The 26,228-nt window shown below is 49.1% G+C and carries 21 protein-coding genes and 1 pseudogene; 8 read left to right on the top strand and 14 right to left on the bottom strand.

Annotation, left to right across the window (positions count from 1 at the left end):
• Nucleotides 1-13: 13 nt before the first annotated feature.
• The 12 genes and pseudogenes from traF to traA form a co-directional block, all read right to left on the bottom strand.
• A complete protein-coding gene (traF, locus tag ZX61_RS13440; protein ID WP_049845144.1) occupies nucleotides 14-784 on the bottom strand; it encodes a type-F conjugative transfer system pilin assembly protein TraF in 771 nt (256 codons plus the stop codon).
• Nucleotides 785-796: 12 nt separating this feature from the next.
• Nucleotides 797-2,518, bottom strand: a complete 1,722-nt coding sequence (gene traN, locus ZX61_RS13435; RefSeq protein WP_049845143.1) for a type-F conjugative transfer system mating-pair stabilization protein TraN — start codon at nucleotides 2,516-2,518, stop codon at nucleotides 797-799.
• Nucleotides 2,515-3,189, bottom strand: a complete 675-nt coding sequence (gene trbC, locus ZX61_RS13430) for a type-F conjugative transfer system pilin assembly protein TrbC (protein WP_049845142.1) — start codon at nucleotides 3,187-3,189, stop codon at nucleotides 2,515-2,517. Before trbC ends, traN begins: the two co-directional genes overlap by 4 nt.
• Before the next feature lie 118 nt (nucleotides 3,190-3,307).
• Nucleotides 3,308-4,303 carry a conjugal transfer pilus assembly protein TraU gene (gene traU / locus ZX61_RS13425; protein WP_049845141.1) on the bottom strand — a complete coding sequence of 332 codons (996 nt, stop codon included), beginning with the start codon at nucleotides 4,301-4,303 and terminating at the stop codon, nucleotides 3,308-3,310.
• Nucleotides 4,304-4,312: 9 nt separating this feature from the next.
• Nucleotides 4,313-5,038 (bottom strand): type-F conjugative transfer system protein TraW, encoded by a 726-nt coding sequence (gene traW, locus ZX61_RS13420; protein ID WP_071881328.1) that lies wholly within the window; start codon nucleotides 5,036-5,038, stop codon nucleotides 4,313-4,315.
• A pseudogene (traC, locus tag ZX61_RS13415) lies at nucleotides 4,992-7,543 on the bottom strand (type IV secretion system protein TraC). The gene traW and the pseudogene traC overlap by 47 nt, the downstream one beginning before the upstream one ends.
• Nucleotides 7,544-7,546: 3 nt before the next feature.
• Nucleotides 7,547-7,942 carry a type IV conjugative transfer system lipoprotein TraV gene (gene traV / locus ZX61_RS13410; protein WP_004744178.1) on the bottom strand — a complete coding sequence of 132 codons (396 nt, stop codon included), beginning with the start codon at nucleotides 7,940-7,942 and terminating at the stop codon, nucleotides 7,547-7,549.
• Nucleotides 7,943-8,093: 151 nt separating this feature from the next.
• Nucleotides 8,094-9,608 carry a TrbI/VirB10 family protein gene (locus ZX61_RS13405; protein ID WP_049845140.1) on the bottom strand — a complete coding sequence of 505 codons (1,515 nt, stop codon included), beginning with the start codon at nucleotides 9,606-9,608 and terminating at the stop codon, nucleotides 8,094-8,096.
• Nucleotides 9,598-10,335: a type-F conjugative transfer system secretin TraK gene (gene traK / locus ZX61_RS13400; protein ID WP_004744180.1), complete on the bottom strand. Its 738-nt coding sequence runs from the start codon at nucleotides 10,333-10,335 to the stop codon at nucleotides 9,598-9,600. Before traK ends, ZX61_RS13405 begins: the two co-directional genes overlap by 11 nt.
• Nucleotides 10,332-10,898, bottom strand: a complete 567-nt coding sequence (gene traE, locus ZX61_RS13395) for a type IV conjugative transfer system protein TraE (protein ID WP_049845139.1) — start codon at nucleotides 10,896-10,898, stop codon at nucleotides 10,332-10,334. The genes traK and traE overlap by 4 nt, the downstream gene beginning before the upstream one ends.
• A 10-nt stretch (nucleotides 10,899-10,908) precedes the next feature.
• Nucleotides 10,909-11,211 (bottom strand): type IV conjugative transfer system protein TraL, encoded by a 303-nt coding sequence (traL, locus tag ZX61_RS13390; protein ID WP_004744182.1) that lies wholly within the window; start codon nucleotides 11,209-11,211, stop codon nucleotides 10,909-10,911.
• A complete protein-coding gene (traA, locus tag ZX61_RS13385; RefSeq protein WP_049845138.1) occupies nucleotides 11,212-11,493 on the bottom strand; it encodes a type IV conjugative transfer system pilin TraA in 282 nt (93 codons plus the stop codon).
• A 1,015-nt stretch (nucleotides 11,494-12,508) separates the two neighbouring features.
• Here traA and ZX61_RS13380 point away from each other — a divergent pair.
• The gene (locus tag ZX61_RS13380) at nucleotides 12,509-15,724 is read left to right on the top strand and encodes a S41 family peptidase (protein WP_049845137.1); all 3,216 of its coding nucleotides are present in this window, start codon (nucleotides 12,509-12,511) and stop codon (nucleotides 15,722-15,724) included.
• 79 nt (nucleotides 15,725-15,803) lie between these two features.
• Here ZX61_RS13380 and ZX61_RS13375 read toward each other — a convergent pair whose 3' ends face one another.
• A complete protein-coding gene (locus tag ZX61_RS13375; RefSeq protein WP_049845136.1) occupies nucleotides 15,804-16,904 on the bottom strand; it encodes a tyrosine-type recombinase/integrase in 1,101 nt (366 codons plus the stop codon).
• A gap of 439 nt (nucleotides 16,905-17,343) precedes the next feature.
• Entirely contained in the window at nucleotides 17,344-17,802 is a 459-nt protein-coding gene (locus ZX61_RS13370; protein ID WP_049845135.1) for a putative adhesin, read from the bottom strand.
• A 795-nt stretch (nucleotides 17,803-18,597) separates the two neighbouring features.
• Here ZX61_RS13370 and ZX61_RS13365 point away from each other — a divergent pair.
• From ZX61_RS13365 to ZX61_RS13335, 7 genes are all read left to right on the top strand, one after another.
• Entirely contained in the window at nucleotides 18,598-20,148 is a 1,551-nt protein-coding gene (locus ZX61_RS13365) for a B12-binding domain-containing radical SAM protein (RefSeq protein WP_049845134.1), read from the top strand.
• Entirely contained in the window at nucleotides 20,145-20,744 is a 600-nt protein-coding gene (locus ZX61_RS13360; RefSeq protein ID WP_049845133.1) for a hypothetical protein, read from the top strand. The genes ZX61_RS13365 and ZX61_RS13360 overlap by 4 nt, the downstream gene beginning before the upstream one ends.
• 3 nt (nucleotides 20,745-20,747) lie before the next feature.
• Nucleotides 20,748-21,809: a class II aldolase/adducin family protein gene (locus ZX61_RS13355; RefSeq protein ID WP_049845132.1), complete on the top strand. Its 1,062-nt coding sequence runs from the start codon at nucleotides 20,748-20,750 to the stop codon at nucleotides 21,807-21,809.
• The gene (locus ZX61_RS13350; protein ID WP_049845131.1) at nucleotides 21,796-22,992 is read left to right on the top strand and encodes an MFS transporter; all 1,197 of its coding nucleotides are present in this window, start codon (nucleotides 21,796-21,798) and stop codon (nucleotides 22,990-22,992) included. Before ZX61_RS13355 ends, ZX61_RS13350 begins: the two co-directional genes overlap by 14 nt.
• Before the next feature lie 23 nt (nucleotides 22,993-23,015).
• Nucleotides 23,016-23,729 carry a carboxy-S-adenosyl-L-methionine synthase CmoA gene (gene cmoA, locus ZX61_RS13345; protein WP_049845130.1) on the top strand — a complete coding sequence of 238 codons (714 nt, stop codon included), beginning with the start codon at nucleotides 23,016-23,018 and terminating at the stop codon, nucleotides 23,727-23,729.
• Complete coding sequence (locus tag ZX61_RS13340) at nucleotides 23,726-24,469, top strand: hypothetical protein (RefSeq protein ID WP_049845129.1); 744 nt, start codon at nucleotides 23,726-23,728, stop codon at nucleotides 24,467-24,469. Before cmoA ends, ZX61_RS13340 begins: the two co-directional genes overlap by 4 nt.
• 732 nt (nucleotides 24,470-25,201) lie before the next feature.
• Complete coding sequence (locus ZX61_RS13335) at nucleotides 25,202-26,044, top strand: hypothetical protein (protein ID WP_049845128.1); 843 nt, start codon at nucleotides 25,202-25,204, stop codon at nucleotides 26,042-26,044.
• The last annotated feature ends 184 nt before the right edge of the window (nucleotides 26,045-26,228 follow it).

The following is a 26,228-nucleotide window of genomic DNA, read 5'->3' as shown; positions in this document are numbered from 1 at the left end:
TGGCTCTCCGGGGTCAGTAATTGGATTGTGAAAAATCGGTGGCGACGTTGTAGAAGCGTTGCAGCAACCGAGAGCGCGAGATATATCCATAAGCGAGCGGTTTTATCTCTTTGGTGTTGGGGTTGACCAGGAATAAGGCCGGGGTAAAATCGGCGGCTATCTTGCCCTGGTTGTGCCGGTTTTCTCGGATGGCAGTAATGAATTGGTCATCCTCGCTCAGCCCGAGTAGCGCTAAGTCGTAAGCGTCCGCAAAAGACTGCATAGAAGGCGCCAACTGCTGCGTGATGGCATCGTGTCCTTCATAAACAAAAAACAGTCCCCATCCTTGCCTGGCCATTTCGCGCACTGTGTTTTTATGCTTGGTTTCCAGTGCGGCAAGGTAGGGTTGGCGAGCGGTTTGCTCGGTGGGGTGCTCTCGCGTGTAGGACAGTTCAGGGTGCTCGACCAACAGTTGTTTGAAGGTCATCCCTATTTGGTCGGTTTGTGACGTAATGTAGCGATTAAGCGCGAGAAAACGCCTGACCTTCTGTTTGTTTTTCGGGTCAATGGTGGCCGCGGCGTTGGCTTCGTTCCACTGCTTTTTAAACCACTCTAGCTGCTCGGTGGCACTCATTACGGTCTGAGTGGTATTGGCCGGCATCGGAGCGGGCAACTTTTTCGGCGTGACGGGGTTGGCTGGTTTGGGTTCGTTGTAAAAACGCCAACCCGGCGGTATTGGGTGGCCGCCGGTGGGGAGACAATAAAACACGGCAATAAGCAGTGCGATCAATCGTTGCCACATCATAGTCTTTCCTTGCTAGTTGGCCTCTCCCGACAAGGAATTCTGGATCCGCTGCTTGATAACATTCGGATCAGGGAGATGGATCCTGCTGTGAAGCTCGGGGTAAAACTCTCTGAAGTCGATGCGGTCAAAGTTGATTTGCCCGAGTTCTTCTGGGGTGAGGGCCGGACAGGTCGGGCTCTCTGCCGAGCCGAGCGTTTTACCGAGTTGATTGATAGCGCCTTGCTCTTGGATGATTTTGCCCAATCGACTGTCATACGCGCAGTATGAGCGCTTTTTACGCAGGCACGCGCCTAAGATTTTTTCTGCGCAATATTCCCCCACATACAGCGTGAGTCCTTTGTCTTTGGCGCGGATCAGGGCTTTTTCTTCTTCATTGCAAGTCACGAGACCCGCATCGGTGCCCCAACCGCTATCCCGACAGCAATTCGCGATGCTCGCCGCTTTTTTGGAACATTGCATGGGCTCTCCCGAGAAAATGTTTGGTGGGTCACCGAGCCCTTTAGCTGCTTCTCCGAGCGCCGCTAACGCGGCGGCGGATTGATCAAAGTGGCGATTGAGGGTTGGGAGTGGGTCGTAACACTCCCCATCGAGACAGAAGGATTGCTCTCCACAGTTCAGTGTCATTGTGCGGCAGGTTTTTTTAGTACAGGTGTGGGTCACTTTTTCTTCAATGCAGACCCCGTTTTGCTTGAGGCAGCATTCCCGTTTGTCTTCTTTGCATTCGGCGTATTGGCCACAGTTATCCGGTAAATCGCATTCATGTCGTACTTCATATTTCCAACACGGTAAGTAGGTCGCGACGCCGTTTATCATCCGAGACGCGGCCCCCTCGATGCATCGTTGACTCAGGGGCTGACACGCTTTGATTAAGGTGCATTCGACGCGCCAGTCAACGTGATTTTTAACGCATTGATTGCCGCTGAGACCATAGCCTGCAGGGCAGACAGGAGTGGCCGGGATGTAATAAGCCACCTGCCGGCAAATGTCATAACTGGTGAAAGAGGCGGTGGCACCGCCGCGTTCGCACGGCGTGCTTCTGGTCGTGCGTAATCGGCCTTTGAAAAATGGGGCTCGAACCATGTTTCCGTTCCACAGTCCATAGTTCCTCGTGGCTGATTGACATTGATGAGAAACGATCCAACGGTCGCGCGAACTATACCGACACTCATTGCGATAACGCAGGCAGCGGTGCCCCGTTAATTGGCCTGCGTCGCATTGGTAGCTTGGGGCGATGATCTCCGGTGTGAAACGAGGGGTTTTATAACAAGGGACCGGGGTATGAGTTGGGGCGTGACATGTTTTTTCGACGTCGTCAAACAAACACTGTGTATCGCGCTCGCAATTGACGTACTTATTGGATTGTCCATGGCTGATCTCAAACGCGTTTTCTTGACCAAGGAGTGCATAACGCAGGCTCTCATCATGCCTAAAATCGGGACGTTTCTTGTTGGTGTTCTTACGGATACCTTGAGCGAGGTCACTGGCCGCAAAGGCTTGGGCTGCCTTTGTTTCCATATTGCCATCATTGAGCGATGTTTCGTCGGGATTGATCACTTTGGCGCGGCAGTTCGCGTCTTGACAGTAGTCGTTCACATCGAGTGGGATTTGGTTTGGTTCTAGCATGTTTTTGGCGGTTTGCTTTGCCCAGTTGGCCGACTCATTGAAGGGCTGCTTTTGGTTGGCCATCACATTCACTGTCAGAAGGACGAAGGCCAGAATGAGTACCTTGTTCATTGTTCTAACCTTGTCAAGAGCTCCCTCGCGTTTTCTCCGGTGTCTCCTTGCGTGAGCACCTCGAGGGCTTGATAGAGTGAGAGATTCCCGTAGACAATGTCGTAGTCTTTGGGCTTGCAGGCTTGCTTGGGGAAACAGCGGCCCGCTTTGACAGAAACGAAAGCCGGAACACGTTCGACATTGAACCGCCGAAACCATTCGGGACTTATCGAAAAGCCCGCTTGGATGGGCTTCTTACGGTGGATGCCTATCAGTTGGCTGATCCGCGCTGTGGTGGCCGGAAATCCTTTCGGCAGAACACCACGGATCACCATCGGGACGCCCGTTCGTTCACTTTGCTTGAGCAATTGTTTCAGAGAGGGGCTTGGCATCGTAAGGGAGACAAACACCATCACGCCTTTTGGCGCACGGTCGGGATTTTGGGTCAGCGGCGGAGTGTTGAGCAGTTTGGTTAAGGCGTTGGGTTTCGCCAGAGATTGAATGTGTCGGCCCAACTGTGTCGTCGCTTGCTGATGTTGTCTGGCCTTATCCCACACCTTACTCCCATTTAGCGCAGGAGGGGAGGGCATCATGGGATGCTCGCGCGCCGCCAAAACGTTCAATTCTTCTGTATAAGCCTGGCTCTGGGCACTGAACCAGACTGCCAATAAAGGCAAGATGAGCGTTTTCATGAGTGTTCTCCGATTGATTCACACCTTGACACTGGCCATGCTCAGGTTGACCAGATCGGTTGTCTGAGGCGGCGAAGACGTTGATTGGCGAAAGGGGAGCGCTTGTCGGTCTTTAGGGTTATAAAAATACGCAGTTTCGCTTTCGCCATTGAGCAAACCCAAAGTTATCCCCTGTCACAGGGTTATCATGGCCCGACTCCCAAAGGGTTGTGGTGGTGGTATAGGGGTGGCACCATCTCGCATCTGGGATCGGTCCGGTCATTTGATAGCGGTATCGAGATTTAGGCAGGATTGGGGTGGGATATTGGTAGCAGATGGCGCCATCTTCACCGCGTGTTTCCATGATCATGCCCTGTCTATGGAGCTTATAGTTGAGCCGTTCCATGATAAGTGTCCCTGCTTGGATTGGGGTGTCGCGATAGTTGGTTGTTCCCGTTAATGGATAGGCGCTGCCTTGAGCGCCCAGACACCAAAAGAGGGCATCCATCGGTAAGGTGGTATTGGATGCGGTAAGCATGGCCTCTGGCACACACGCGAGCTGAGCAATCAGGTTGCCAAACAACAGCGCTTCGGGGTTGAGGACTAACGAGAGTTCGTCATCACCCCATAGGGGATCAATTTCTGTCATGTAGGCGATATCAAAACTATCCGTGGTCATACAGGCGGTGGATTGCAACAGTTGCAGCCACCAAATGACGGGATATCTGTACCAATGAGCGTGATAAAATCCACCATCACTGCTGTCACTGTCTCTTGCCGTGACGCGCCCGCCCATTTTCTGTTGGTTCGCGCCGCCCAGCTTTATTCCCATATTGACCATGCAGTAAGGAACGCGAGTGACATCGGTGAGGGCATAAGGCTCCCAGTAGCCAATGTTTAATCCGATTTGCATGAATATGGGCGGCGGCTTAGGACAGTAGGAAATAGGGGAGGCTGGGTTATTGGTGTCAGGGTAGTGTGAAGGCACAACGGTTGCCGAACCAATCGTCATAGGAAATAAACAGTTCCAACAGATATCGGTTAAAGGGTTAATGAACCGACTCACACACGCGGCTCCCTTTGTGGTTGCTTGGTTACTGATGAGAAGCAGCGTTAGAACGAACCAAGGTTTCATGATGCCTCCTTAGGGCGTAGGTTCTGCATCCTCCTCACTTAACGAGGACACATCAAATTCATCAATCCGCCAACGGACGCCCTCTTGGTAAGCCAGTGACGGGACGTGTTTGATGTGGAGTTTGTGGGTGATAAAACCGTCTTGCGCGTGATAAATCCGTGCTCCTAACAGTTGCGCGGTTTGCTCAAGATTGCCACCCGTTAGGATGTATTTGATGGGCTTTTTGTGGGTAAACTGCTTGGCAAAGGCTCTTTGCTTTGCATCGCGCGCATCGAGAAACAGCAACACTTTGGATAGCTCAACGTTGGGAAACCCCTCGGCGTGCTTGGTTGGCCAGGTTGCGCTATCAAATGGATTGATGGTTTGCCCTTTACGCGCAATAATTTCGCCTGTTTGTGGATGGAGCACTGGTGCTGGAAAGGTCAGGCTCGGGTTAACGTAGAACGTTTCTGGCGTGGTGGTGGTACTCAATGGCAGAGGCGATGGGTTTTGGACCTTACGTTTCACTCTGGCTTGAAATTCGTTTTGCAGATCCGCCAGTTTGCCTGTGCGTTCGAAGTGTTTCAGTCGTTGTTCAATCCATTGCAACATGTCTATTTCACCGATTGGAAAGGTGGGTCCTATGATCCCAAAGTCTTTCGAGCTGGCCATGGTGGTGGTGCAGATTAAGGCGAGACACAGGGTGTGCCTACAAGGAGGCAAGATGCGATTCGAATTCACGGATTTGCTCTCCATAGAAGTGCATTGAGGTTTGGTTAACGGCGTCGCTGATCGTCATCCCGCTCTGGTATAGTTTTTCACAGTACTCGTATTCATTAGGCTCGGTGGAATACATGGCCCGTTTGACGGGATCCGCGAAAAATCGGTGATATGAGACGTGTCCACCGGCTTTCACCCGCACACTGCTGTACCCTGCGGTGGAGGATTTCTCAAAGCGCTGAATGAGGTCTTTTTCCAATCGCGTGAAGGCATTGGGGTTGTCCATTACGTATTTATTGAATCCTTCGCCTTGACGCAGAATGAAGTGGATATCGGAGTTGTTGTAACACGCTTTAGCTTCCTCATTGGCGAAAAAGTCATCAATACCTTGCGTGACTGTGCAGAAGGAGCCGCCAAACTTACGTGCGGTACGATAACCTTGGTTAATGAATTCTTGCGCTTGTTTGTTGCTGCCAGAAAGTAAGCTCCACGCCTCTTCAATGATGCATATTTTCGGAGTAGAGCGACTGCCAGACAGGTACATTTGCTGATTGATGGTGACAATCAGAGCAAAAATCACACTGCGTAGGACGCTCGGTGAAAAACCGTCAAGCTCTAGGGTCGTAAAGTGGACATTGGGATCGAGCATGGAAGGTTGATTAAACAGCTCGTCATGGATCCCCCCGGTACAATACTGTTCGAGTTGAACGGCGATATCGCGAATACGGATGTCCTCGAGCTCTTGGTATTTTTCCAAAAGCGCTTCTCGGACATCGTCGACGCGTGTTGTTGTTTTGTTGCGTTCCCAGGCCGTGACGATGGCGCTGCCCAAAATGGTTTGCTGATAACTGGTGAGCGGATCATAAGGTGAGGCGATGGTCGTAAACAGCGCCGTGATGTTATGCAGTGCCTCGGCCAGTGGGTTGACTTCTTGGCCATGCTCATCGACAAACGTTTGGCCATTGGCGATCTTACCTAGATGTGTAAACGGGCTCAGGTAGATATTTTGGTGGGTCATGTAGGTTCCGCCCAACATGAGCGTGAGCTTCTTGTAGCTCTCCCCTTTGTCCAAGATCCAAACCTTGCCCATCATGGCGTAGACGCATCTCGCGATTTCTTGAACCAGGAAACTCTTCCCTGCGCCCGATCCCCCCGTCAGCGCGATGTTTTGGTTATCACTGCCACACGTAAACGCATCAAAGAAGGAGATTTGTTGGCGCATGGTCGGCAGTAACATACCGGGCTTTAAACGCTTGAAGTCCAACACCAGGGGGAAAAGTTCACCAGGTTTGAACTTTTCAACGTTCGCACTCGCCCCGCTTTCTTTGCGTCATTCCAAAACCCATCACTCATCATGAAAGGCAAGACAGAGAGTAGGGATTGCGATTGCAGCATGTTCAGTGTGATGAGGTTGAGTCCCGCGCCCTCAAAGGCGTTTTTGGCGGCTTGGACGTCTTGGCGCTGCCGGGTGTCCTGAGTGAACAGCGTAAGCGTGAATGCCATTGAAGTGACAATAAACTCTTTGCCGTTGAGTCCTGCCTGAATGTCTTTTCGCTCTTTGAGTTCCTCTTTAGCCGTTGGCGCCAATAACACCATTTTTGACTCAACGGTTTTTGTTAGGTCAGTGATTTTGTTGTTATTATCGGCTTCTTGTTTTCCTGTCGGCTCACAACGGAAGTTCAGTGTGAGCATGTGCGGGCACACTATTGTGCGGCTGACATTGCGAATCGAGGCAAAGCATTCGGGGAGTCCGTACAGCCTGAAGTCATGAGGCAGCTTAGACAGCCCCATGCTGACCACTCGGGTCTTTACCTCTTCGCCCTTTGGTGAGGTATGACGAAGGGCCAAATGGTCTCGGCGCATGAGGCACTCGGTATCGGGCGATAAGGCTTGGAGATTGAGCGGGTCGAGTGGGTTGTAGTTGCGGGTTAACGGTCTATCTTGCCCAGGGTCAAAGTTGAGAATGTCACCCACATGCGATAACAACATTTCGGGGTAAACCGTCAAAGTGTCAAACCCGAGTTGAACCAAGGCCGTTTCCACCTCACTTCGCACGTCTCTGAGCGCGTCAGGGTTTTTGCCGGTCGTTGATACGAAGAAATAAGCCTCATAATCGCGTAGGTCGAAGTGGTTGTTCTTCTGATGGTGGAAAAACCCTTGTTTGGCAGCATAACGAGCGTACTGCGCATCCCGCTTGGCCATTTCAGCCAAGATACCGCCACGTTGCGCCAGCACTTTCTCATTAGCATCGATGTAGTGACCGACCCGATTATGGCCAATGAGCTGAAGTTGGTAATCCCACTTTTTTCCTTGGGGGAGGGTCGTCACCAGGTTGTTGAGTGAAATGATCAGTTGGTCATTTGCGCCGCCAAGCACGCTGATTTGCAAACCAAAGCCACGAGAGGTGCGATTGTCGAAGAGGTTTTCTGTGTAGTCGTAGTGGCGGTAGGGTAGCTCTTGATGCAGATGGTTCTGACTCTTTTTTGCATCCTTAAACACAGCGCTGAGGCCTGTCATAGCGTTATTGATAAAGGGGATCATAAGTCAGTCCTTTCTAATGGCCTGAACAGGCTTGTCTATCCACGTGCTTTCATCGACAACAAAATAGATATCGAGCGTGTCGATATAGTGCTCGTGCGTGGAAGTTTTAAAAGGAAAGATGGTAATTTTGTTGACCTTATCCGGCGTTCGTCCTGGTTGGCCGTGGCGCTCACGACGAGGGAGCGTCGCAAACATCAAGGGTGGCGCTTTAGCCCTAGAAGGACGAGAATGAACAATGGCATTGGGGGCGCGATAGACGTCGATATTGTCGCGAATGTCGTTCATGCGCGTGCAGCCTTTCACTCCGCCCACGTTGTTGCAACTAAACTCTTCACCGAGTCCTGCGGCACACCCTGATAACAGGACAATACTCACTAATGTAAGTCCGATTCTAAGCATAATGGTATCCTTAACAATGGATGAGCATGACGCGTTGCTCATATGGTTATCTGAAAAGCGGTTGCTGACCACTTTAGTTCGGCTGAGTGGCCGTTTATGGTTGACGGTCAGTGATCCCTTGTTGACGCCTGCGAGCACAAACTCAGTGGCGCTATTGTTCACGACCAAATTGAGAGACGGGGAGACCTTCTTGAGCGAGTTTTTCAGCCAATGGATTAATCGCTTGTCCTGTTGCCATGGCGGGGGGATGGGGCATGACACTCATCAGTGGATTCCGAGGGAGGGTCATCGCGGCTTGCGCCTCTCTCTCGACGGCCGCTTCGTATTCTTCAGCAAACAGGGGATCAAGGGGAAAACCTTCAAGAAACACAATGTTTACCACGGCGCCGGGATTGACCTCGACAATAGGATGGTAGATCTCGGCCAATTTGATGTAGTAGTCAGCGAGTTTACTGCCCACACTGGACGTAGCGTTACCCAGTAAGTTGACTAAGGCCTCTTCACTTTCGACGGTTTGAGATGGTCCTAAAGCGGTGGATGTTGTGGTTTGAGAAAGTGCCGCCCCTGTCTCACCGAGCCCCGTGAGGATCCCTGACACCCCCGCCATTTGAACGATTTTGCCATTCTTTAAAATGGTGGTGCCACGAATGCCGTTGCGACCGAAATTAAAGGCGGTGGCTTTGACGGGAATGTCTAAGATCGCGTCATCAGGTTGAATGCAGCTCATGCGATGAGTTCTTGTAATGCCTCGACTGGCGGATATTTCCCCGTACACCGACCCCGTGATCGTACAGTTGTCTAGCTTCGATTTTTTGCCATTGGGCAGAATGCCTGAATTAATAGTTTGAAAGACAATCGGAGCAGTATCGCCTTGACCCGACACCCCCGCGTTCGCATCCGCGCCACCGGTGACCACGGCGGTGACAAAAGTACCGGTTGGCACATAATTTTCAGTGGTGCGTAGGGAGGTAGTTTCTTCTATCGAGGCTTGCCAGTGAAAAGACTGGGTTTCAAACCCGGTGCTATCGACAGAACGTCGTGGGTTTTCCTGATAGGCAAATTCCCCGTCGTTGGAGGGAGTGTCGGCATAGTACGCAGTGGCCGTGCGGGGAAAACGAGTGGTGTCGTCACCGAAGTCCTCCCCGTTTCCATTCACCCTCACGGGCCGACTCAAAGGTGATGTGCCATGGTCGAGTTGGGCTGCCAGCTGCTCTTTCAGTTGCTTAACTTGTTGAATTTCTAGCTGCCACTCGCGTTTAAGTGTGTCCATACCGTTTTGATGACGCCTTTCACTTGCTTCTGTAAGGTCATCTAACCCATTGGTTAAGCTCTGATCCAACGTGTCTAACGTGCCTTCAAAGGTCTTAAGCATCTTAGCCATCTCATCAATTTGCATCTGCTGATACGTGAGGGCGCTTTGGTTGTCTTTCGCGGTGAAATCATCGGTCACAACGGCGCCGAAAGCGACGTCCTGTTGAGGCCGCTGTTCATCCGGGTGCGGCGATTGCTCAACATAGGCCCAGAAAGCACTCCCGAGCATCAGCAACACCAACAAGACGGACGCCGTCACGATACGGTTACGTTTCTTGGTGGCTTGATTGATGTTGGCACCTTGTTCGAAATCCCCGTTGGGCTCTAAAAAACGGGCAAAGAACTTATCGAACATCATTGACTCCCCCTCCCGTCACTAAGTAGAGCGTGGTGGACTCCCCCGGTTTGAGGTAAACGTCGTCAAGAGCCGCACTGCGAGCCGAATCGCTATAGAACTGAGCCGTCGTGAGGTTGACGGCGGTGTCACCGTTGTTGGTTACCTGATAAATGATCCCTGAGTAGTCTTTCCCAGAAAAGACCACTTGTGGTGTCAGGGGTAAGGCAGAACGCTTTTCTGGCAACGTATCAGGGTCAACGCGATGCACCGAGAACCCCACCACCGGCGTCTGATATTGCTTCCAATGCATCATTGCTTTGGTGAACTCAACTAACGCGGTCGGGTAATCAAACTTGCGTTCAAAGACGGACGTTTGCTCAAGGTGTGCCCTTGCGTAAGTGAACTGGGTAATAACACCAGGGGTGGCTTTTGGGGTCACAAACAGGGCGAATAGACGCCCTTTCTCTGTGGTCAGTTGCGCGGTAAACGGGGCGGGGATATTGATAGTGAGCTTGATGGAGCCCGTCTTGTCTCTTTGTTCGGCGCTCGACGTGCAGAAGCCGCGCGGGCAGGTAATATCCATAATGCGGTCATCATCTACCCGAAGTCGGTTGACGTCTAGGCTAGACAGCGAAATGGGGATGGTGTCGCCATCATTAAAGGTGTAGTTGAGCATGCTGACGTTCTCTGCGAGCGCAAGGCATGGAGACATCAGTGTAACGAGAAGAAGCATTAGCGTTTTCATTGTTCGGGATCCACACGGTTGATGGAAAGAAGAGAAATTTCGCCTTGCGCATAATCCAGCGACACTTGGTAAACGACGTCTTTTTCTCGCGCGAGTGGACGGCGACCGACGTGCTTTTGGAGCACACCGGTAAACCGTACCTTTAAGTCCTCAACGGCGACTTCGACGTGTTCAATATCGAAGCGACTGGAAATGTGCTCGGACTTTACTTGCTCTGCTTCGCGTAAGAGTCGAGGTTGGATGGACGGCCAGTATTGCTCGCTGACATAATCAAGCAGCAGGCCATATTGTCTATGGACGCTAGCGGGCGTAACGTTGAGTTTCTTGTACACCAAAAACTCGCCTATCATCTCTAGGTAGGGGGCATCTACTTGGCCATCCGAGACAGAGAAAGCTTTTGAGATGAGCGGGGGAACAAAGGTTCGGCTTTTACTATTGAAGGCCTTGTGGACGCTCACACCCAGCATAATGTTGGTCACCAGCATGGCTAGGAAACCGGCCAAAAGGAGCGCGTTAAGTAAGCTTTTTGTCTTGAGGCGCTCGTCTGCGATAAAGGAATCCAAAGGGGTCTCCTTAAAATATCCAATAACGCCGCTCAGAAGAGGGCGTTCGAGTGAAGTAAGCTTGGCTCAGTAAACCTTCCGTCCACCAATAAAAAGTAAGGGCGACGATGTGTTCTCCGTAGCCCACTTTGAGAAATCGAATGCCACCGAACCACCCCAGTCCTAGTATGATCCCGAGGATTGAATAGCCTTGCCAAAAACACAGACCGAACACGACGATGGCAGGGATGATTTCATCGCGCGGAAAACCCGCGAGACGTTTTCCCGTATTCATGTGTCTGGGAATGCTGAAAAAGAGGTCAGGATTTTCCATTTAGGCGAGTCCGACCATCGGGGCGCCGACCGACCACAGAATGTTGCCGCCAATAAAGCCCCCCACCGCGGCTAACCAGTTTCGTGTGGTTAGACCGGTTATCGCGCTGACAATAAGGCCTGTGCCTAGCATAGCGGTTTCTACCGTCGAGCCTTTACCCGCGGTGTCCTTAATGATTGATTTTCCGGTGGCAAAAAGGTCAGCGGCGAGGACAGGGTAAGTGATCAACATGGCAAAACCAATGAAGAGGACAAACGTGTATCCAATGTGCTGTGAAGTCATGAGTAAACTCCTAATGTAACCAAGGCGTCTGTGCGCACACGCAAGGACGTCAATCTTGCGTTGATAGCGTTGCTAGTGAGAGCGTCAGAAGCGCACCCAATGTGGACAGGAAGGTGTGCGTTGACCAAATCTATCGTACATATGGGGGCCGCCACTGTATTGACTTGTTCGCCGTCGCGTTGGAGGCGAATAGGCGGGGGATTTACCCGTCTAGCCCGCCTCTCTAACCTGTGCACTAAACAAAGTACCCCGGCTGTTTCAGTGGATCCGCGTGACTCGAGAAAAGCTGACCGGCATAAATCGCTCTATCGACTTTCGTTCGTGGTTGGGTGCAGCAGAGATAGCGATGGCATGTAGACGATCGAAAACACCTGACACGGCAGGGGCTTAAACTCGTATTCACCGTTTCGCTTTTGTCTGATGTTTGCCACGTCACAGTCGCCCCCTGCCATTGAGTACATAATTTGGTGCGAGAAGTGCCTTCCTTCGGTGTGTCTAGTGGATTGGTTGGTGCTTTTGACATGCGACCTCCTTATCAACAGAGTTGGTGTCCTACACTTTCATTTGTTCGGACGGTACAAAGCCCCTGCCTCGTTTGCTAAACGTGGGGTGTGATTGATGAATTATTATGGGCATTCATCGAGAACAACTCTGTCGCATACTTCTTGCCTTTCTCAACGCGGGAAGACGAGTGAGTTGTTAGCCATGGCGATGTTGTTAAAGAGCACGAGTGGATTATGGCGTTTGCGCAAAGTTAAGGGCAATGGTCATAGTGCACGCTTGTGCATATTGAAAATCCCTGACGCACTATAACTAAATGTTTTTAGACGTATAGAAAAATACGGAGACACAGAAGAAGAACAGACCATCGCCTCCGCCAATGCCTAATCCATCATGAGACTGATGAATGCATCGGAAACGCCCGTAATGGCTTGCATTAATGTCTCAAAATAGATGCAATCGACGTCAAGATTTTGCTATATCATGATGAAAAAGAACACATTAAGTAAAATCTATGAAATTTTCACATATTGCCCAAGTGGTCCTCGCCTTATTGACGACCAGTCACGCTTCTCTGCTTTTCGCACAAACACCAGAAGGATCATCTTGGTATCGCGATATTGCAATTTCTCCGAACGGTGAGCAAATCGCCTTCACCTTCAATGGGCAAATCTGGCTAGCAAACTCCGAAGGGGGGGACGCGATTCCACTCACGCGTGAAAGCGTGCATAGCTCTAATCCAGTTTGGTCCTCTGACGGCGAGCTTTTAGCATACGAAGCCAATCAGTATGGTCCAGGAGATGTGTTTGTCCTCAATATGCAAACCCATACCTCTCAGCGTCTCACTTTTCACGGTAGCAAAGAAACACCTTATTCTTTCAGCGCCGATGGAAGCCAAGTGCTGTTTCAATCACAACGGATTGGTAACGGAGACAGCGAAGTAAACAATGGGTATTTCGGCCGCTCAAACCGACTCTATGCCATTCCCGCGAGCGGGGGCAGAGAACAGGTCTTGTTAGCCAATTCAGTCAGCAGTTACTCAGTGTCTCATGATGGTCGACAAGCGTTGTACACTGATTTGCCGTCCTATACAGAACAACCGTGGCGCAAAGGATCGCTATCGGATGCCGCAAGAAACATTTGGAAGTATGACGTCGACACCCAAACCCACACTCAAGTCACCACGTTTCGCGGTGAAGACAGAAATGCGGTGTGGGCCGATAATGACCAATCCATGTACTTCCTATCTGAGCGTTCGGGAAGCTTTAATGTCTGGAAGCAATCGCTCAATGGGCATGAAGATGATGCCGTGGCGGTGACTCACCATACCAAACTGCCCGTGAGGTTCTTGTCGATAAGTCAACGCGGTGATCTAGCCTACGGGTTTGATGGCGGCATTTGGCTGAAAAAGAACAATGAAGCCACACCACATCAAGTCGACATCCGAATTCCCACTGCGCGGAGCCAAACCAGCACCACGAACGTCAACCTAGGTTATGAAATCACTGAAATGGCGGCCTCGCCAATCGCACCTGAGATCGCGGTTGTCGCAAGAGGCGAGATCTTTGTGATATCGACCCTCACCGGTGAGACGCGCCGAATAACGAACACCCCACAAGCAGAAAGAAACGTTTCGTTTTCAAGTGATGGTAGAACCCTCATTTACGGCTCTGAACGTAAGGGAAGTTGGGACCTATTTTCCTGTCACATCAGCGAACAAGACAAGAGTTTTTTTACCGCCGCTCAGATCACAGAGCAACAACTCACCGATACGCCAATCGATGAAACGCAGCCAGTCTTGTCGCCCGACGACCAACGCGTCGCATATCGAACATCCAGAAACACGCTCAAAGTCATGACGCTTGAAGACGGCTCGACCACAACCCTTATTCGCAGCCAGTCAATGTATTCTTATGAAGATGCTGATTGGCATTACCAGTGGTCACCAGATGGCGAGTACATTGTGTCTCGTGATGGCAGTACGTTGAGTGCCAACAACATTTTATTGCTTGATAGCTTTGGTCAACGCGCACCCATTACGCTCAGTTATAGCGGATTTAGCCAAACTCAGCCAAAATTTTCTGATGATGGACAGATGGTGTACTGGACTTCAGAAAAGGGTGGCCTCACCGAATTAGATGGCAGTGCGGTTAATGGTAACGTGTATGCCGTCACCCTTAACAAACGCATCGAGGCGCGCTTAGGTTTATCTCAAGATCAAGCGTGGTTGGCGGAACAGCAAGATCAAAGCGCTGAGCAAGATAACGGGACAAGTGTGGACGTCCACGATCTGCAAGACAGAATTCATCGAATAACGCCTTATTCGATGTCCGTTATTGCAAGCTATCTCTCCCCAGATAATACTGAAATGGTGGTGGCAAATCATCGTGATGACCACATCGAGTTTGTTCACATAAATCTAGTCACGGGCGATCATGAAGTGATGTTGACTCGTTCAGTGGATGACATCAAATCCATGACGGTGACCCAGGACCGATCGACGTTGTTGCTGATTGGCAATGGTCAGTTAGAAAAAATCGATCTCGCCAGTGGCCAGAGTGAGGGCGTGCATTTTAGCTTGGAAGCTGAATACGATTTTACCAAAGAGAAGCAGTATATCTTTGACCACGTGTGGCGCCTGACTAAAACCAAATTCTACGACAAGGATTTGCATGGTGTAAACTGGGAGTGGTATCGAGGGGCCTATGAAAAACACTTGCCAAGTATTCACAACTACATCGACTTTGCTGAGTTACTTAGTGAGCTGGCGGGAGAGCTGAATGCCTCTCATACGGGAGCAACCTACTTTGGCCACCCAAATCAATGGGAGTCTGCTGCTTCGCTCGGACTAATTTATGATGACAAGTACCAAGGTAAAGGGATCAGGGTTCGCAGTATTTTACGTGGTGGCCCGGCAGATCTGCCTGGCAAGCCAATAAAAGCGGGCAGCATTATTTATTCAGTTAATGGTATCGATGTCCTATCTGGACACGACATCTATCCGCTGCTCAATAACCTGGAAGGTAAGCTGACGCGCTTATCGGTGCTCACTCCAGGCAATCAGGACACCATATCGGTGGTGACCAAACCGATCTCTTTGTCTGATGAAGCCCATCTTGCTTATAAACGCTGGGTTACGAAGCGCGAAGAGCTCACTGAGCGGTTGTCGAAGGGCCGAATTGGCTATATTCATTTACCTGAAATGGATAATGCCGCTTATCGCCAATTGGTCAATAAGTTGTTTGGCCGCTACCGCGATAAAGAGGCCGTCGTAATTGACGTTCGTTACAACACAGGGGGCAACTTACACGACCAAATCATGCAGGTTTTGTCAGGCGTAAGACACAGTTCCGCCCTGTCGAGAGACGGCTACTCTGTGGGCACCTTTCCTCTACGCCGCTGGGCAAAACCCAGTATTATGCTGGCGAATGCTTCGAGTTACTCCGACGGCTCAATCGTCCCTTACTTCTATCAAAAAGAGGGAATAGGGAAATTGGTGGGTGAACCCGTCCCTGGCACCGGCACTTTCGTGTTGTGGGAAATCCAACAAGAACCCTTCCTAGACTACGGTGTCCCTCAACTTGGATTTAAAAATGATGAGGGGAAGTGGTTGGAGAACAACGAAGTGAAGCCTGATATTGTTGCCTACAATTCCCCCGCGGATGTGGCGGCGAATAGAGATCACCAATTGAACGTCGCGATCAACGCCTTATTGGCGACGCTAGAATGACACAATAATCTTCACTCGATGGCCCTTGGACTTTACAACCAGGGGCCATTTCACCCTGGTTAAATAGCCGTTAAAGCCTTTATTTCGGGGATTTTCTTTGTCTTCGTTGCGCCATCGCAGATTCAGAAGCCAGTACACTACCTCCATAGCGCAAAACCATTCTCTCCGAACTCCAGCCCCCGGCTTGCTGCACTTGCAGAGATGAAAACCCTTCGGCCAGCAGATCTTGCGTCGCGCCGACCCGAGCACTGTGGCCTGTAAAAGGGCGATCAGTGCTTAAACCAAGCGTTTTAGCCGCTTTGGCACAAACTCGCCCAATCAACTTAGCCGAGACTGGTGATATCGCCGCTTGAGTACGCGCCGATCCTTTTAGTTGTTGACTAGACAGTTTCACTCTCTGGATGAGAAAAGCCTCCGGGTTATCAACAATATCGGCATGGCCGAGATAGCGAGCCAGCAGATCCATAGTCGGGGGCGACACATAGCTGTACTTCACATCCCCACTTTTGTCAGTCTTAGTGACAAACACCTTGATCAACCCACTGCCATCAGCCTGCCAGTCGACGTCCCCCACACGTAAGGTTTCTAGATTGCTTTTGCGCAGCAAGGTTTCGTACAGCATGCTCACGATCAGCAAATCACGGCACTCAGTCAAGCTCGCTTCCGGTCGGTCCCACAGATCCACTAACGCATTCAGGTGGCTTTCGCGTAGCGCCACCGCTTGCCTGATCACTTCACGTTGGCGCACTTTACGATGATGGATCTGCTGCAGCTGCGCTTTGACATAATCGTTTTGGCAGGGATCGGGACATCCGGAAATTTGATGGGTCTTACCGATCGCCCAAAGCTGCACTTTTAAAGTGTTACGGTGTAACCTATCTTGTTCCGCAATCAAGTACGCCTCTACCGTTTGCGGTGAAGCGGGTAGGGCACATCGATCTTGCTCACAACACCAGGCGACAAAGGTCGCCCACGCACTTTTTAAGCGCACCAGACTGGCCGGCTGCAAGCGCTCTGCTCGGCGAAAGAACTCACCCTGATAATGCGTGATCGCGGCCTCCACCAGCGGATGGCCTTCGAGCGCTTCACCCGCGCGCTGCGCCGCCGCGAGCCCCTCTGCAAATTCATGCGGCAGTAAGCGCTCAAACGGCACCTCACTCAACACCGATAACGTCGTCAAACGATCTTTCTCCCTTAAACACGATCATACGTCCTAGAATGGCAGTTCTAGGACGTATATTAACACATGAACTGATTATTTATACAGGTAAATTTGCAATGCGATCGCCAATCGATGGAGAGGAGGGCATCAGCAGTCAATTCGATCTATCTGCAAGCACGCCGGTCATCAAACGGTCGACAACTTTTGGTAATCGTCTCTGCTACGGCCAATTGGTTCCCCTTAAGCCTAGGTCAATAAGCAAATGAGCGGCACTCCCTCTCGCGCGTTGATCAAAGGCTTACTGGTTGGAGGGGAAAAGCGGATACATTTTTGAGTGACCCCTCATTGAAAGAGTTGACCATTCGTGAGATCCACACTACGCATTAAAATGTGCTAAGAAACACTTCAATGCGCATAGATGTGAATAGGCAGGGCTGTCGCAGGGGCGTAAAAAGTGCTAGAAATCGTAGGTGAGCTTATTTATTCGACAGTGAAAGCTTCGAATAGTTTTATACCTCAATCCATGTTGCTGTATTGCCGCAAACACATCCTTCATGTGCGCCTTGCCATCACTTGATACTTTAATCAAATCATAAGTGTTGTTTGGTTTGTAACTGTCAAACAATGGGTTGTGTGATAGCGAATAATCGTGAATGAGACTGCCAGGCAACGACGTACTGATTGGTACGATAGGCGTTCCCATTAGAAGGTGGTTCGCTTTCGTACCAATCGAAGGTCGATCTTCATCAGAGTTGAACTCAACCGTGATCCCAAGTGGGATCGTGACAAACCCACTCCCTCTTCTGAGTTTATCTCTTCTGGGGGTATAGCCCCCGTGCGATAAAATTAGCACACTTTCCGCCATAGGGTTGACGCTGGAGATCATCAGGTTTTTGAATTTTCTTTCTACAAACATATCGTCACTCGCTCAATTAATTTACGTCGCCTTGTATCCATAGAACTGACTAGGCCAGAATACTTCCTTGACCTCATTGATCAGATATGAATAAAAACAAATACCTATGGGTACTAACAATCGATAATGGCCAGTTTCTCATGTCCTCTTGTTGGATTCAACGTTGCCCAGGGTATCAGATCGAACACCCAAACAGTGGTGCAAGGGACCTAGTGGCTTGGCTTTGACAGCCCTAGTTGTCTAATCACAGAGAGTGGGCTCGGTCAGTCACCCTTAGCCCTGAAAATCTCCCCCTTCCATCGGATCAATAATAATAATCACTAATAACCTCCACCATTAAGAGCGATGCAGTAGGCTAAAGGTACGTCGTCATTGATTTACCAAATTACACGGCGATTCATCGCACTACCACGAGAGAAAGTCCATTGTTTTTATCAAACTATTTACACCAAACTCTCGCGACACGTTACTAACTAGAGACCATAATCACAAAATCCATTAACACCTTCTTTACATTTAATCTTTTTTGTATACTTTGTTAAACAATTAGTTGATGTGCAACTAATTGTTTATTTATCAATAAGATATTTAATCACTTTTCTATTGTTAAGGATATAAAAGATGAAATGGATCGATAAGTTGGTCGAAGAGAAAAAAACCAAAGAAAACACCCAGTCAAGCGTAAAAACGTCTTACGTCTCAACCATGGGCGTCAGCCCATAGACCGCGACTAAATGGGTAACTTAGAGGGAGCTCTGTTCCCTCTCTTACACTTTTCAACAGAGAACGAGTCTTATGATTAAGCTTATTCGCCCACCTCAACAGTCCTTTTATAACGATTTGGACTTACGCGAAGACAACTTTATCTCTTATTTCCTAGGCTATTGCCAAGCGCAAAACATCACACTCGATTACCAAATTCATGACTTTGTGCTCGACAAAAACAACAGTCTCAAGAGTGTCTATGATCCACACGTCGACACCTATGTCATCTTTACGAGAGAGACAGGCTCTAACCCGCACTATACCATCAGACTGGCGAGCGCACTGAGTGCGCTGAACAAGCCCGTCATTATCTACGGTCAAGTGGCACGTTTTCGCCATTTGCCCATCAGTGACATCCAACAAGTCACCTTAATCGAGCAAAATGAGCGCGAGTTGCTGACCACACTGTGCCCGAGTGTGAGCCCCAATCCGGACATTACCTTTGAATACGGCTTTGTGGCTCAACCTTATTTCACGCAATGTACGATCCAGCCAGAGCGACGCCACCTATTTAAAGCCGCAATCGAAACCACGCGAGGGTGCGAGTTTTCTTGTGATTTTTGCTACATCAGTCAGAACCTAGGTGAGAAATTTTTCGTTTCTCGGAGCGCGGCTAACACCTTAAATGACATTGAAGCATACTACCGACATGGCGTGCGCCATTTTGTGTTTATGGACTCAGAGTTCATCGGTCTGACTAAGGCAAGACACCAGGAAGTACGCGCGATTGCCCAAGGGATCATCGCACGATTCCCTGATATCAAGTTCATGATCTACTCTCGTGCCGACACATTGGCTAAATTCGGTGAATTGGCGTTACTCAAACAAGCAGGATTGGTCAATGTATTTATCGGAGTGGAGTCACTCGATGAACATGATCTGATCGAGATGAACAAAAATGTGCGGAAAACTCGTCTTATCGCATCAATTACCCACCTGATGGAGCAAGAGATCTACATGACACTCAGCTTCATCACCTTCAACCGCAACACGACCATTGATTCACTGCGAACCAATATCGAAACCCTGAAAGCCCTACACGCACACCCAAATAAAGCGTTTCTTGGCATGCCAAACTTTCTGTTCAACATGGAGTCGTCTTGGAGTGGGGCGGGCGAGCACAAGCTGTCGGATAAAACGTACATAAAGTGGCTGCTGTTTTACAAGGATCAGCCTGATCATGAAACCGCCATTTTTGATGCCCGCTTTGAGCCTCTGATGGAAGTCTATCGGATCGCCCATTATGAAATCACGAAAAAAAGTGCGCAACTCAACTATCGCTTGCAAGACACCCCCGAAGTCGAGGCATTTTTCGACCTCGCGCCTGAGTTTGCGTTGGGCATCATGGCGTTGTTTCTCGAGAAATTCGAGTCTGGCGAGCTCAATATCGACTCGATTCGTGATCACGTCGCCGAACTCTATGAGTACTTTGGCTATTTTTACCAAAAAATCTTGGATTCGGAGTTGGCCGATCTGCAAACCAGTGAAGGCACACTGGCTTTGCTCGAGCACCCCTCCATTCCTTATGTCGATCATGGCTGGGACTCACGCATTCCATTATCAGAAGGAAGATTACAATGAGAATTCTCATCGTTGGTGCGAGCAAAGGACTCGGCCAATCTCTAACCACACATTTTGCGCAGCACGACGTTGTGACGCTATCCAGGAGTGTCCCTGAGGGCAATCCCCATCCGCATGTCCCATGTGATGTGACTCAAGGCCTTTCTGATCAAGCCTTGGCTTACTTTGAGGAGAAGCCGCTCGATCTGGTCGTGTATTTGCCTGCCAGTTGGGGCGAAAGCGGTGATTTGCGACCTCATGAACTCGCGCCATTCTTGGCCACTGGACCTTTCGGTCTACTCGAAGTATTCCACGCGCTCAATGATAATCAGTTGCTGAAACCCGGCAGTCATTTCGTCTCCATTGGTTCCACTGCCGAATTCAACCGTCAAACTCGCAACCCGTGTTTCGCTCTGAGCAAAAAGCTTCAGCATGACGTTACTGACATGCTGCAAAGCCTGTTTCAAGAGTGCGCCTTTACCCACATTACGCTAGGCAGTATGGGCGACGATTTGCTCCCTCACCAAACCGTGGCAGACACTATCGAGCACTTAGCATTCAAGACGTCTGGTGCCTACCCAAACCACCTCGTTTTGAAATCGAAACTGGAGATCTAAACCATGCTTAAGTACCGACAGGAGTTAGCACCTGCCGATGTAGGTATCATCTTTTACGATCAATTCAACGATCCCGAGCTGATCAATCAGGCCATTGCAACGTCCAGAACTTATGGCTTGAATATTCAGGTCATGGCCTCACTCGATGACGCCTTGCAAGCTATAGAACAGAGTCAATTGCCGATCACCCACTCGATTCTTCGGCTGCAAGACGCTTATGATGAAGCCTTAACTCATCGTGTCAAACACACAACGGCCGCTCACTACACATCAAGCTCGCTGGCGTTTTCCTATGCCAACGACCACGATGCGGTCGGGTACGAAAATCAAATCTCGACCTGTAAAACGACGCTAGGTCGCCTAGACGGCTTTAATCTCATCAGGCCCAATATTTACAACGGCAGCCGATTTACGGCTTCCCACCAGAAACTGGTGGACAACATCATCTGCGACACCATACGTATCAAGTACCGTACCCATTGCCGCTCGGACCAAAGCATCGTAAACCAACTGCCTGACCAAGTTCGTCAGTTCTTTATAGATTCTGCTCAACGGTATGGGACACACCATATGTACCATCGCTCTGAAACCGATGGCTATTTTGCCATCAAGGCAGAAGGGAAAATCTATATTACCGCGACGAAAACACCTAAGGCTCATCAGCTGGACCTGCATCGTATTGTCATGATAGAAGCCTTCGATCGCTCGCGAAACCTCATCACTTATTCTGGCGCCTACATCCCTTCATCCGATGCGGTTGAGGCATGCGTGATCTTTGATCGTAACCCTGATGTCAATCAGATCGTTCATACCCATGACAGTATTAATTTTACCCGCAATGAGCGTGCAAAAGCACTGTTTCCAATGATCGGTGAAATGGCGTATGGGGAACCCGAATTAGGCGATGCAATCACCCAATGTCGAGCCTCGACTCAGGCCAATTGCATTGTCATGGAAGAGCATGGGGAGGTATTTTTAGGCACGGCTCAGCAAAGTGCCGCTAACCTGATACACACCTGCTTACAACGCCTCACTACCAACGATCGTGAGTATGAAGCCTGTTAGTTGTATCTATGTTGTCTTCAACAGTGTCTACTGGTTGCTGTCCGCACTGCTTTTCCCGATCTTGACGGTGCACATGATGCAGCAAGGTATGACCGCATTGGATATTGGCTTCGCCGTGGCAATCACGTCGGTTTGTTACCTGATTTGCGACATTCCTGCAGGTTATGTGTCCGATAGGGTGAAAAAGAAATTTGTTTTTGCGTTTAGCTTGTTGCTCCACGCGCTCACTTTCCTCATCTGGGCACTGGCGGAGACCCATTGGTGCCTATTCGTCGCCTATGGTCTTTGGGGTATCGCTCGTTCTTTCCAGTCCGGTACGCTGGAGTCTTGGTATATTAATCAGCTCGACAAACCGGAGAGAGAGCGAGAAAGCAAACAGGCCTTTGCATGGAACGGCGTTGCAACAGCCACCTCAATCGCGCTCGGTGTCGGGGTCACCAGTATCGTGTCAAGTCACTATCATTACGTCATCGTATTCGCCCTCGCGAGCCTGTTGATGATCATCCTCTCCGTTCTTTCTCTGGTGATCTTGCATGAGAAAACTCTCGCGGAGCGCGATGTAACCCCAGTTTCTGCCCCGTTGCTCAATCAAGTTTGGCCTGTGATTAGACAGCTTTCCTTCAATCGTTTTCTTTTCCTAACCACTTCCTATGGGTTGTGCTTTGGTTTTTTGGAGACGTTTTGGATGCCAATGGGGATCAGCAAAGGCTTCAGTGAAACTCACATTTCCCAAGCCTATTCACTCGCGTATTTGATCAGTGCACTGGTACTCGGGTACATCATCGCTAAACGCGCCACCCTGTTTGACGAACGCTACGTGCCCCTTTTACGCTCACTCTTTGGACTTTCCTTTATCGGGTTGGGTTTAAGTAGTAACAGCTGGGTATTTTCCCTCTGCCTTATTCTTATCTATGTCTTGAGTTTTGTAGAGGGCCCGATCTTACGCAGTGGGATCAATCAAGCCATCACCCGCGATCGGCACCGGACTCTATTCTTATCGATTGAATCATCGGCCAAGCAGGGAGTCAGCATCGTCGGCGGCGTTCTTTGCGCTTGGGTATACAATCACGCAGGCGGCCAAGCCGTAGGATGGTTGCTGGGACTGGCGTGCCTACTCTCTACCATCCCTTATTTTATTTACAATGCACGCCCTAAGTCAGAACATCACAATCAAACTAGTTAATCAACGCAATTTTGGTAGAACTTATGTTGACAACCAAAGACAAATTATTCACCCGTGACGACGTCACGTCATTCACTTTTGATGAGCAGGTTTCGGCTTGCTTCGACGACATGATCTTTCGCAGCATTCCTAGCTATCAAACCGTCCAAGAGTTCATCATTAAACAGATTGGCAGACAACCCCATTTTCCGGCAAGAATTTATGATATTGGGTGCTCAACGGGCAGTTTGCTAGAAGCACTCATTTCCTATTTGCCCGCTGAGAAGATTAGCCAAACACATTTGGTGGGAGTCGATGCCTCTCAACCGATGATAGATCGCGCCCAAGCAAAACTCATCGGCACACATGCACAATTAGTCTGCTCACCAGCGAACGACATTGAGTACGAACCCAGCGACATCATTATTCTTAACTATGTGCTGCAATTCCTGCCTCGCATACAGCGAGACGCCCTAATGGCAACATTGTACAGAAGCCTCAAACCCGGCGGACTACTGTTCCTATCAGAAAAGGTCTCTTGCTCGGCACACACCACCGAACTGTACTACGACTTTAAGCGTGACAATGGCTATTCAGAGAAAGAGATCAGCAATAAACGTCAAGCGCTTAAAAATGTTCTGGTCGAAGATTCCCTCGCCACCCACCAAGATCGATTAACCACTCTGGGCTTTGACGACGTTACTGTCTGGCTCACCCATTTCAATTTCATTTCCATCATTGCAAGGAAGCCTCTATGAGCATCGCCGATATTTCTGAACTTCATGCCAACCGACCGGAGTTGTATGATGCCTTTTCCAATGATCGTGACTTTGCTGCCCAGTGCCGTGAACTGGCCCAGCTCTGTCCTCAATGCCCGACTACAAGCCTGGAGCTCTTCGCTGGACCAGCCCGGCATACCGCAGAGTTGCTACAGTCTGGTGTACAGCGAGGCTTCTGCGTCGACGGTTCCCCGGCCATGAAATCGCTCGCAGTCAACTCTTTCGGGATCAACCACAGTGATTACTTGCATAAATGGTTACCAGATCCTCTTGATGACATTGAAGAGGGTAGTATCGATCTGTTCTTAATGGTGCGCTATGCTGCCTGCCGACTGATACATGCTGATTTGCATCAATTGCTTCAGGTTTGCCAACGCAAAGCCGCTGCTAATGCAACACTGTTTCTTGAACTTCATAAGTTGTCCGACGTCTTAGGCGACTTTGAAGCGCTACCAATCAAAGAAAGAGCCACATCAGATGATGTCTTCTGTCGATGGCCAAGTGAAAAGCCCGTCTGCAGCTCTGAAGGCTGGTTATTCGATCTCAATGTAGAGATCACCCATCAAGGAGAGGTGTACAATTACAACTCCAGAGAGTATATCTACACCTTGGCGGATATTCGATTCATGGGACATCTGTTGGGATTGCACATCGAGGTAGTCGACAATAGTCTCATCCCGTCCTTTGGTGATACGCTCATGTTGAAAATCCACTTCTGATTGATAATGTCTTCAGCGGCCACTCATCATGATGTGCCGCTGCTGCTTCGCTGTCTTTTCCTTGCAACTGGCTAGATGCTGTATTGCGTTTCTCACTCCTTAACAGGGCCTTAAGTAATCAACTCTTGTTTTAACCCAGGTGCAAGTTCATTCGTAAAAGTTTCAGTTTAGCTATATGGCCTAGGAAACAGAACCTAGAATGATAGAAATAAGTTCGGAAGACCGTACTTCGTTTGAGGCAACCGAGTTTCAATAAGCATCGATAGTATTCTACACTTGACGGTAATTTATGAATGATTCACACCGCTTGAAGCCCTCGCTTCGAAATTAGGTTTCTATGCCATCATCAATTAAGATCATGGCAAAACGATGTTGTAAGCCCAAAGGTCGTAAACAAAACGGCCAACCCCAAAAAGTGGATATGCTCAGAGGTGGACGCGTAGTAAAAGCCACCGCTACGAGAATGACAATAAAAACAAGACGTAGGCGCTAAACAAAGCCGCTAAATTGGGCGGTTTTTACTTTGTTGGCAGAAGAATTTTTGATTGAAAGCAAATTATATAGAATTAATATGCACATTAATGCATCCATTGATTGCTCTAATTTTAGGCTACTGATAAATTGCCGAAAAAGTTAGATAGTGTTAGCTATGTTAGGGAGAAAGACAGAAGAACTCTATGACTAAATACAGAATATTTCTGTCTAATAGCTGTTAACTGTATAGGAGGTTTAGTGGATAGAGAAAAACTGTTTTCGTTTTATGAGAAAATTTACTTTCATGAAATGGAAACCCGCGAAAAAATATTTACCCGTATTCAAATAACTTTTGCTCTATTTTTCACTGGGTATTCAATCGCCAGTTATATGTTAAGAATGCTTGATTTCACCTCATATAAGGAGGTAGCAACAACATTTGCAGCGTTAACGATTGTCAGTGGTTTTATTTCTTTAATCGGTGTTCGACATTTGGTCGTTGCTTTTTGGGGAAGCGAATATAAAGGAATGTCGAGTCCATTAGAAACGGATAACTACCGTCTAGAGGTTCAAGAGTACGCGTCTTCAATTGTCGAATATAATCAACAATATCCCGATAACAAGCAGCCTATAGTCGATGTAGATGACATGGTTTCACAATTTATCTATGAACAATTGAGAGATTGTTCTTCACACAATACCAAAGTGAACGATTCTAGGTTCGCACACACGCATAACTCTATTAGGTGGCTTTTAGTTGCAGCTATTCCTTTTTTAATAGCGAGTGTGCTATTTGTAAGTTTTGACCTTGACACATCGTCACCGCGTAAAGAAACCCTGATATATAATCGCTCGCTTGTTGAAGAAGTTGATAAACTGAGTCATAACATAGAGCAGGCTGCATCAAATAACCAAAATTTCCAGGAGGCACAGAGAGAATGGCTACAAACTCAAAATCAGGTGCTACACCACCTCCACCAAATGCTCCAACAGCACCCAAACCAAGAAGAATTATTGAAAATGGTAAACCACCAAAACGCTAAAGAGGACTTGAACAATGTCGAACAAGAAAAACCCACCACCGCCGCCGCCACCAAGTAAGCCAGATACACGTTCAGTATTAGGAAGTGTCCCGCCTAGAGACAAAAAATAATACAGCTTAGTATCAAGTTTGAAGTGCGACACTTGCTACAGATGCGCATGAATATACTCCGTTGGTGTCCTATACCCAAGTCTTTTGCGTGGGCGCGTATTTAATTTGTGTGCAATTTCATTGCAGAGCTTC

Source organism: Vibrio sp. VPAP30 (genome assembly GCF_001188205.1).
GTDB lineage: Bacteria > Pseudomonadota > Gammaproteobacteria > Enterobacterales > Vibrionaceae > Vibrio > Vibrio bivalvicida.
Note: the sequence above shows the minus strand (reverse complement) of the source record. Positions and strands in the feature narration are given on the sequence as shown.

Excerpts from the sequence above, each read along its gene's own strand:
- traF (WP_049845144.1), bottom strand. The coding sequence starts at position 784 with ATGATGTGGCAACGATTGATCGCACTGCTTATTGCCGTGTTTTATTGT.
- traN (WP_049845143.1), bottom strand. The coding sequence starts at position 2,518 with ATGAACAAGGTACTCATTCTGGCCTTCGTCCTTCTGACAGTGAATGTG.
- trbC (WP_049845142.1), bottom strand. The coding sequence starts at position 3,189 with ATGAAAACGCTCATCTTGCCTTTATTGGCAGTCTGGTTCAGTGCCCAG.
- traU (WP_049845141.1), bottom strand. The coding sequence starts at position 4,303 with ATGAAACCTTGGTTCGTTCTAACGCTGCTTCTCATCAGTAACCAAGCA.
- traW (WP_071881328.1), bottom strand. The coding sequence starts at position 5,038 with ATGGAGAGCAAATCCGTGAATTCGAATCGCATCTTGCCTCCTTGTAGG.
- traV (WP_004744178.1), bottom strand. The coding sequence starts at position 7,942 with ATGCTTAGAATCGGACTTACATTAGTGAGTATTGTCCTGTTATCAGGG.
- ZX61_RS13405 (WP_049845140.1), bottom strand. The coding sequence starts at position 9,608 with ATGTTCGATAAGTTCTTTGCCCGTTTTTTAGAGCCCAACGGGGATTTC.
- traK (WP_004744180.1), bottom strand. The coding sequence starts at position 10,335 with ATGAAAACGCTAATGCTTCTTCTCGTTACACTGATGTCTCCATGCCTT.
- traL (WP_004744182.1), bottom strand. The coding sequence starts at position 11,211 with ATGGAAAATCCTGACCTCTTTTTCAGCATTCCCAGACACATGAATACG.
- traA (WP_049845138.1), bottom strand. The coding sequence starts at position 11,493 with ATGACTTCACAGCACATTGGATACACGTTTGTCCTCTTCATTGGTTTT.
- ZX61_RS13380 (WP_049845137.1), top strand. The coding sequence starts at position 12,509 with ATGAAATTTTCACATATTGCCCAAGTGGTCCTCGCCTTATTGACGACC.
- ZX61_RS13370 (WP_049845135.1), bottom strand. The coding sequence starts at position 17,802 with ATGTTTGTAGAAAGAAAATTCAAAAACCTGATGATCTCCAGCGTCAAC.
- ZX61_RS13365 (WP_049845134.1), top strand. The coding sequence starts at position 18,598 with ATGATTAAGCTTATTCGCCCACCTCAACAGTCCTTTTATAACGATTTG.
- ZX61_RS13360 (WP_049845133.1), top strand. The coding sequence starts at position 20,145 with ATGAGAATTCTCATCGTTGGTGCGAGCAAAGGACTCGGCCAATCTCTA.
- ZX61_RS13355 (WP_049845132.1), top strand. The coding sequence starts at position 20,748 with ATGCTTAAGTACCGACAGGAGTTAGCACCTGCCGATGTAGGTATCATC.
- ZX61_RS13350 (WP_049845131.1), top strand. The coding sequence starts at position 21,796 with ATGAAGCCTGTTAGTTGTATCTATGTTGTCTTCAACAGTGTCTACTGG.
- cmoA (WP_049845130.1), top strand. The coding sequence starts at position 23,016 with ATGTTGACAACCAAAGACAAATTATTCACCCGTGACGACGTCACGTCA.
- ZX61_RS13340 (WP_049845129.1), top strand. The coding sequence starts at position 23,726 with ATGAGCATCGCCGATATTTCTGAACTTCATGCCAACCGACCGGAGTTG.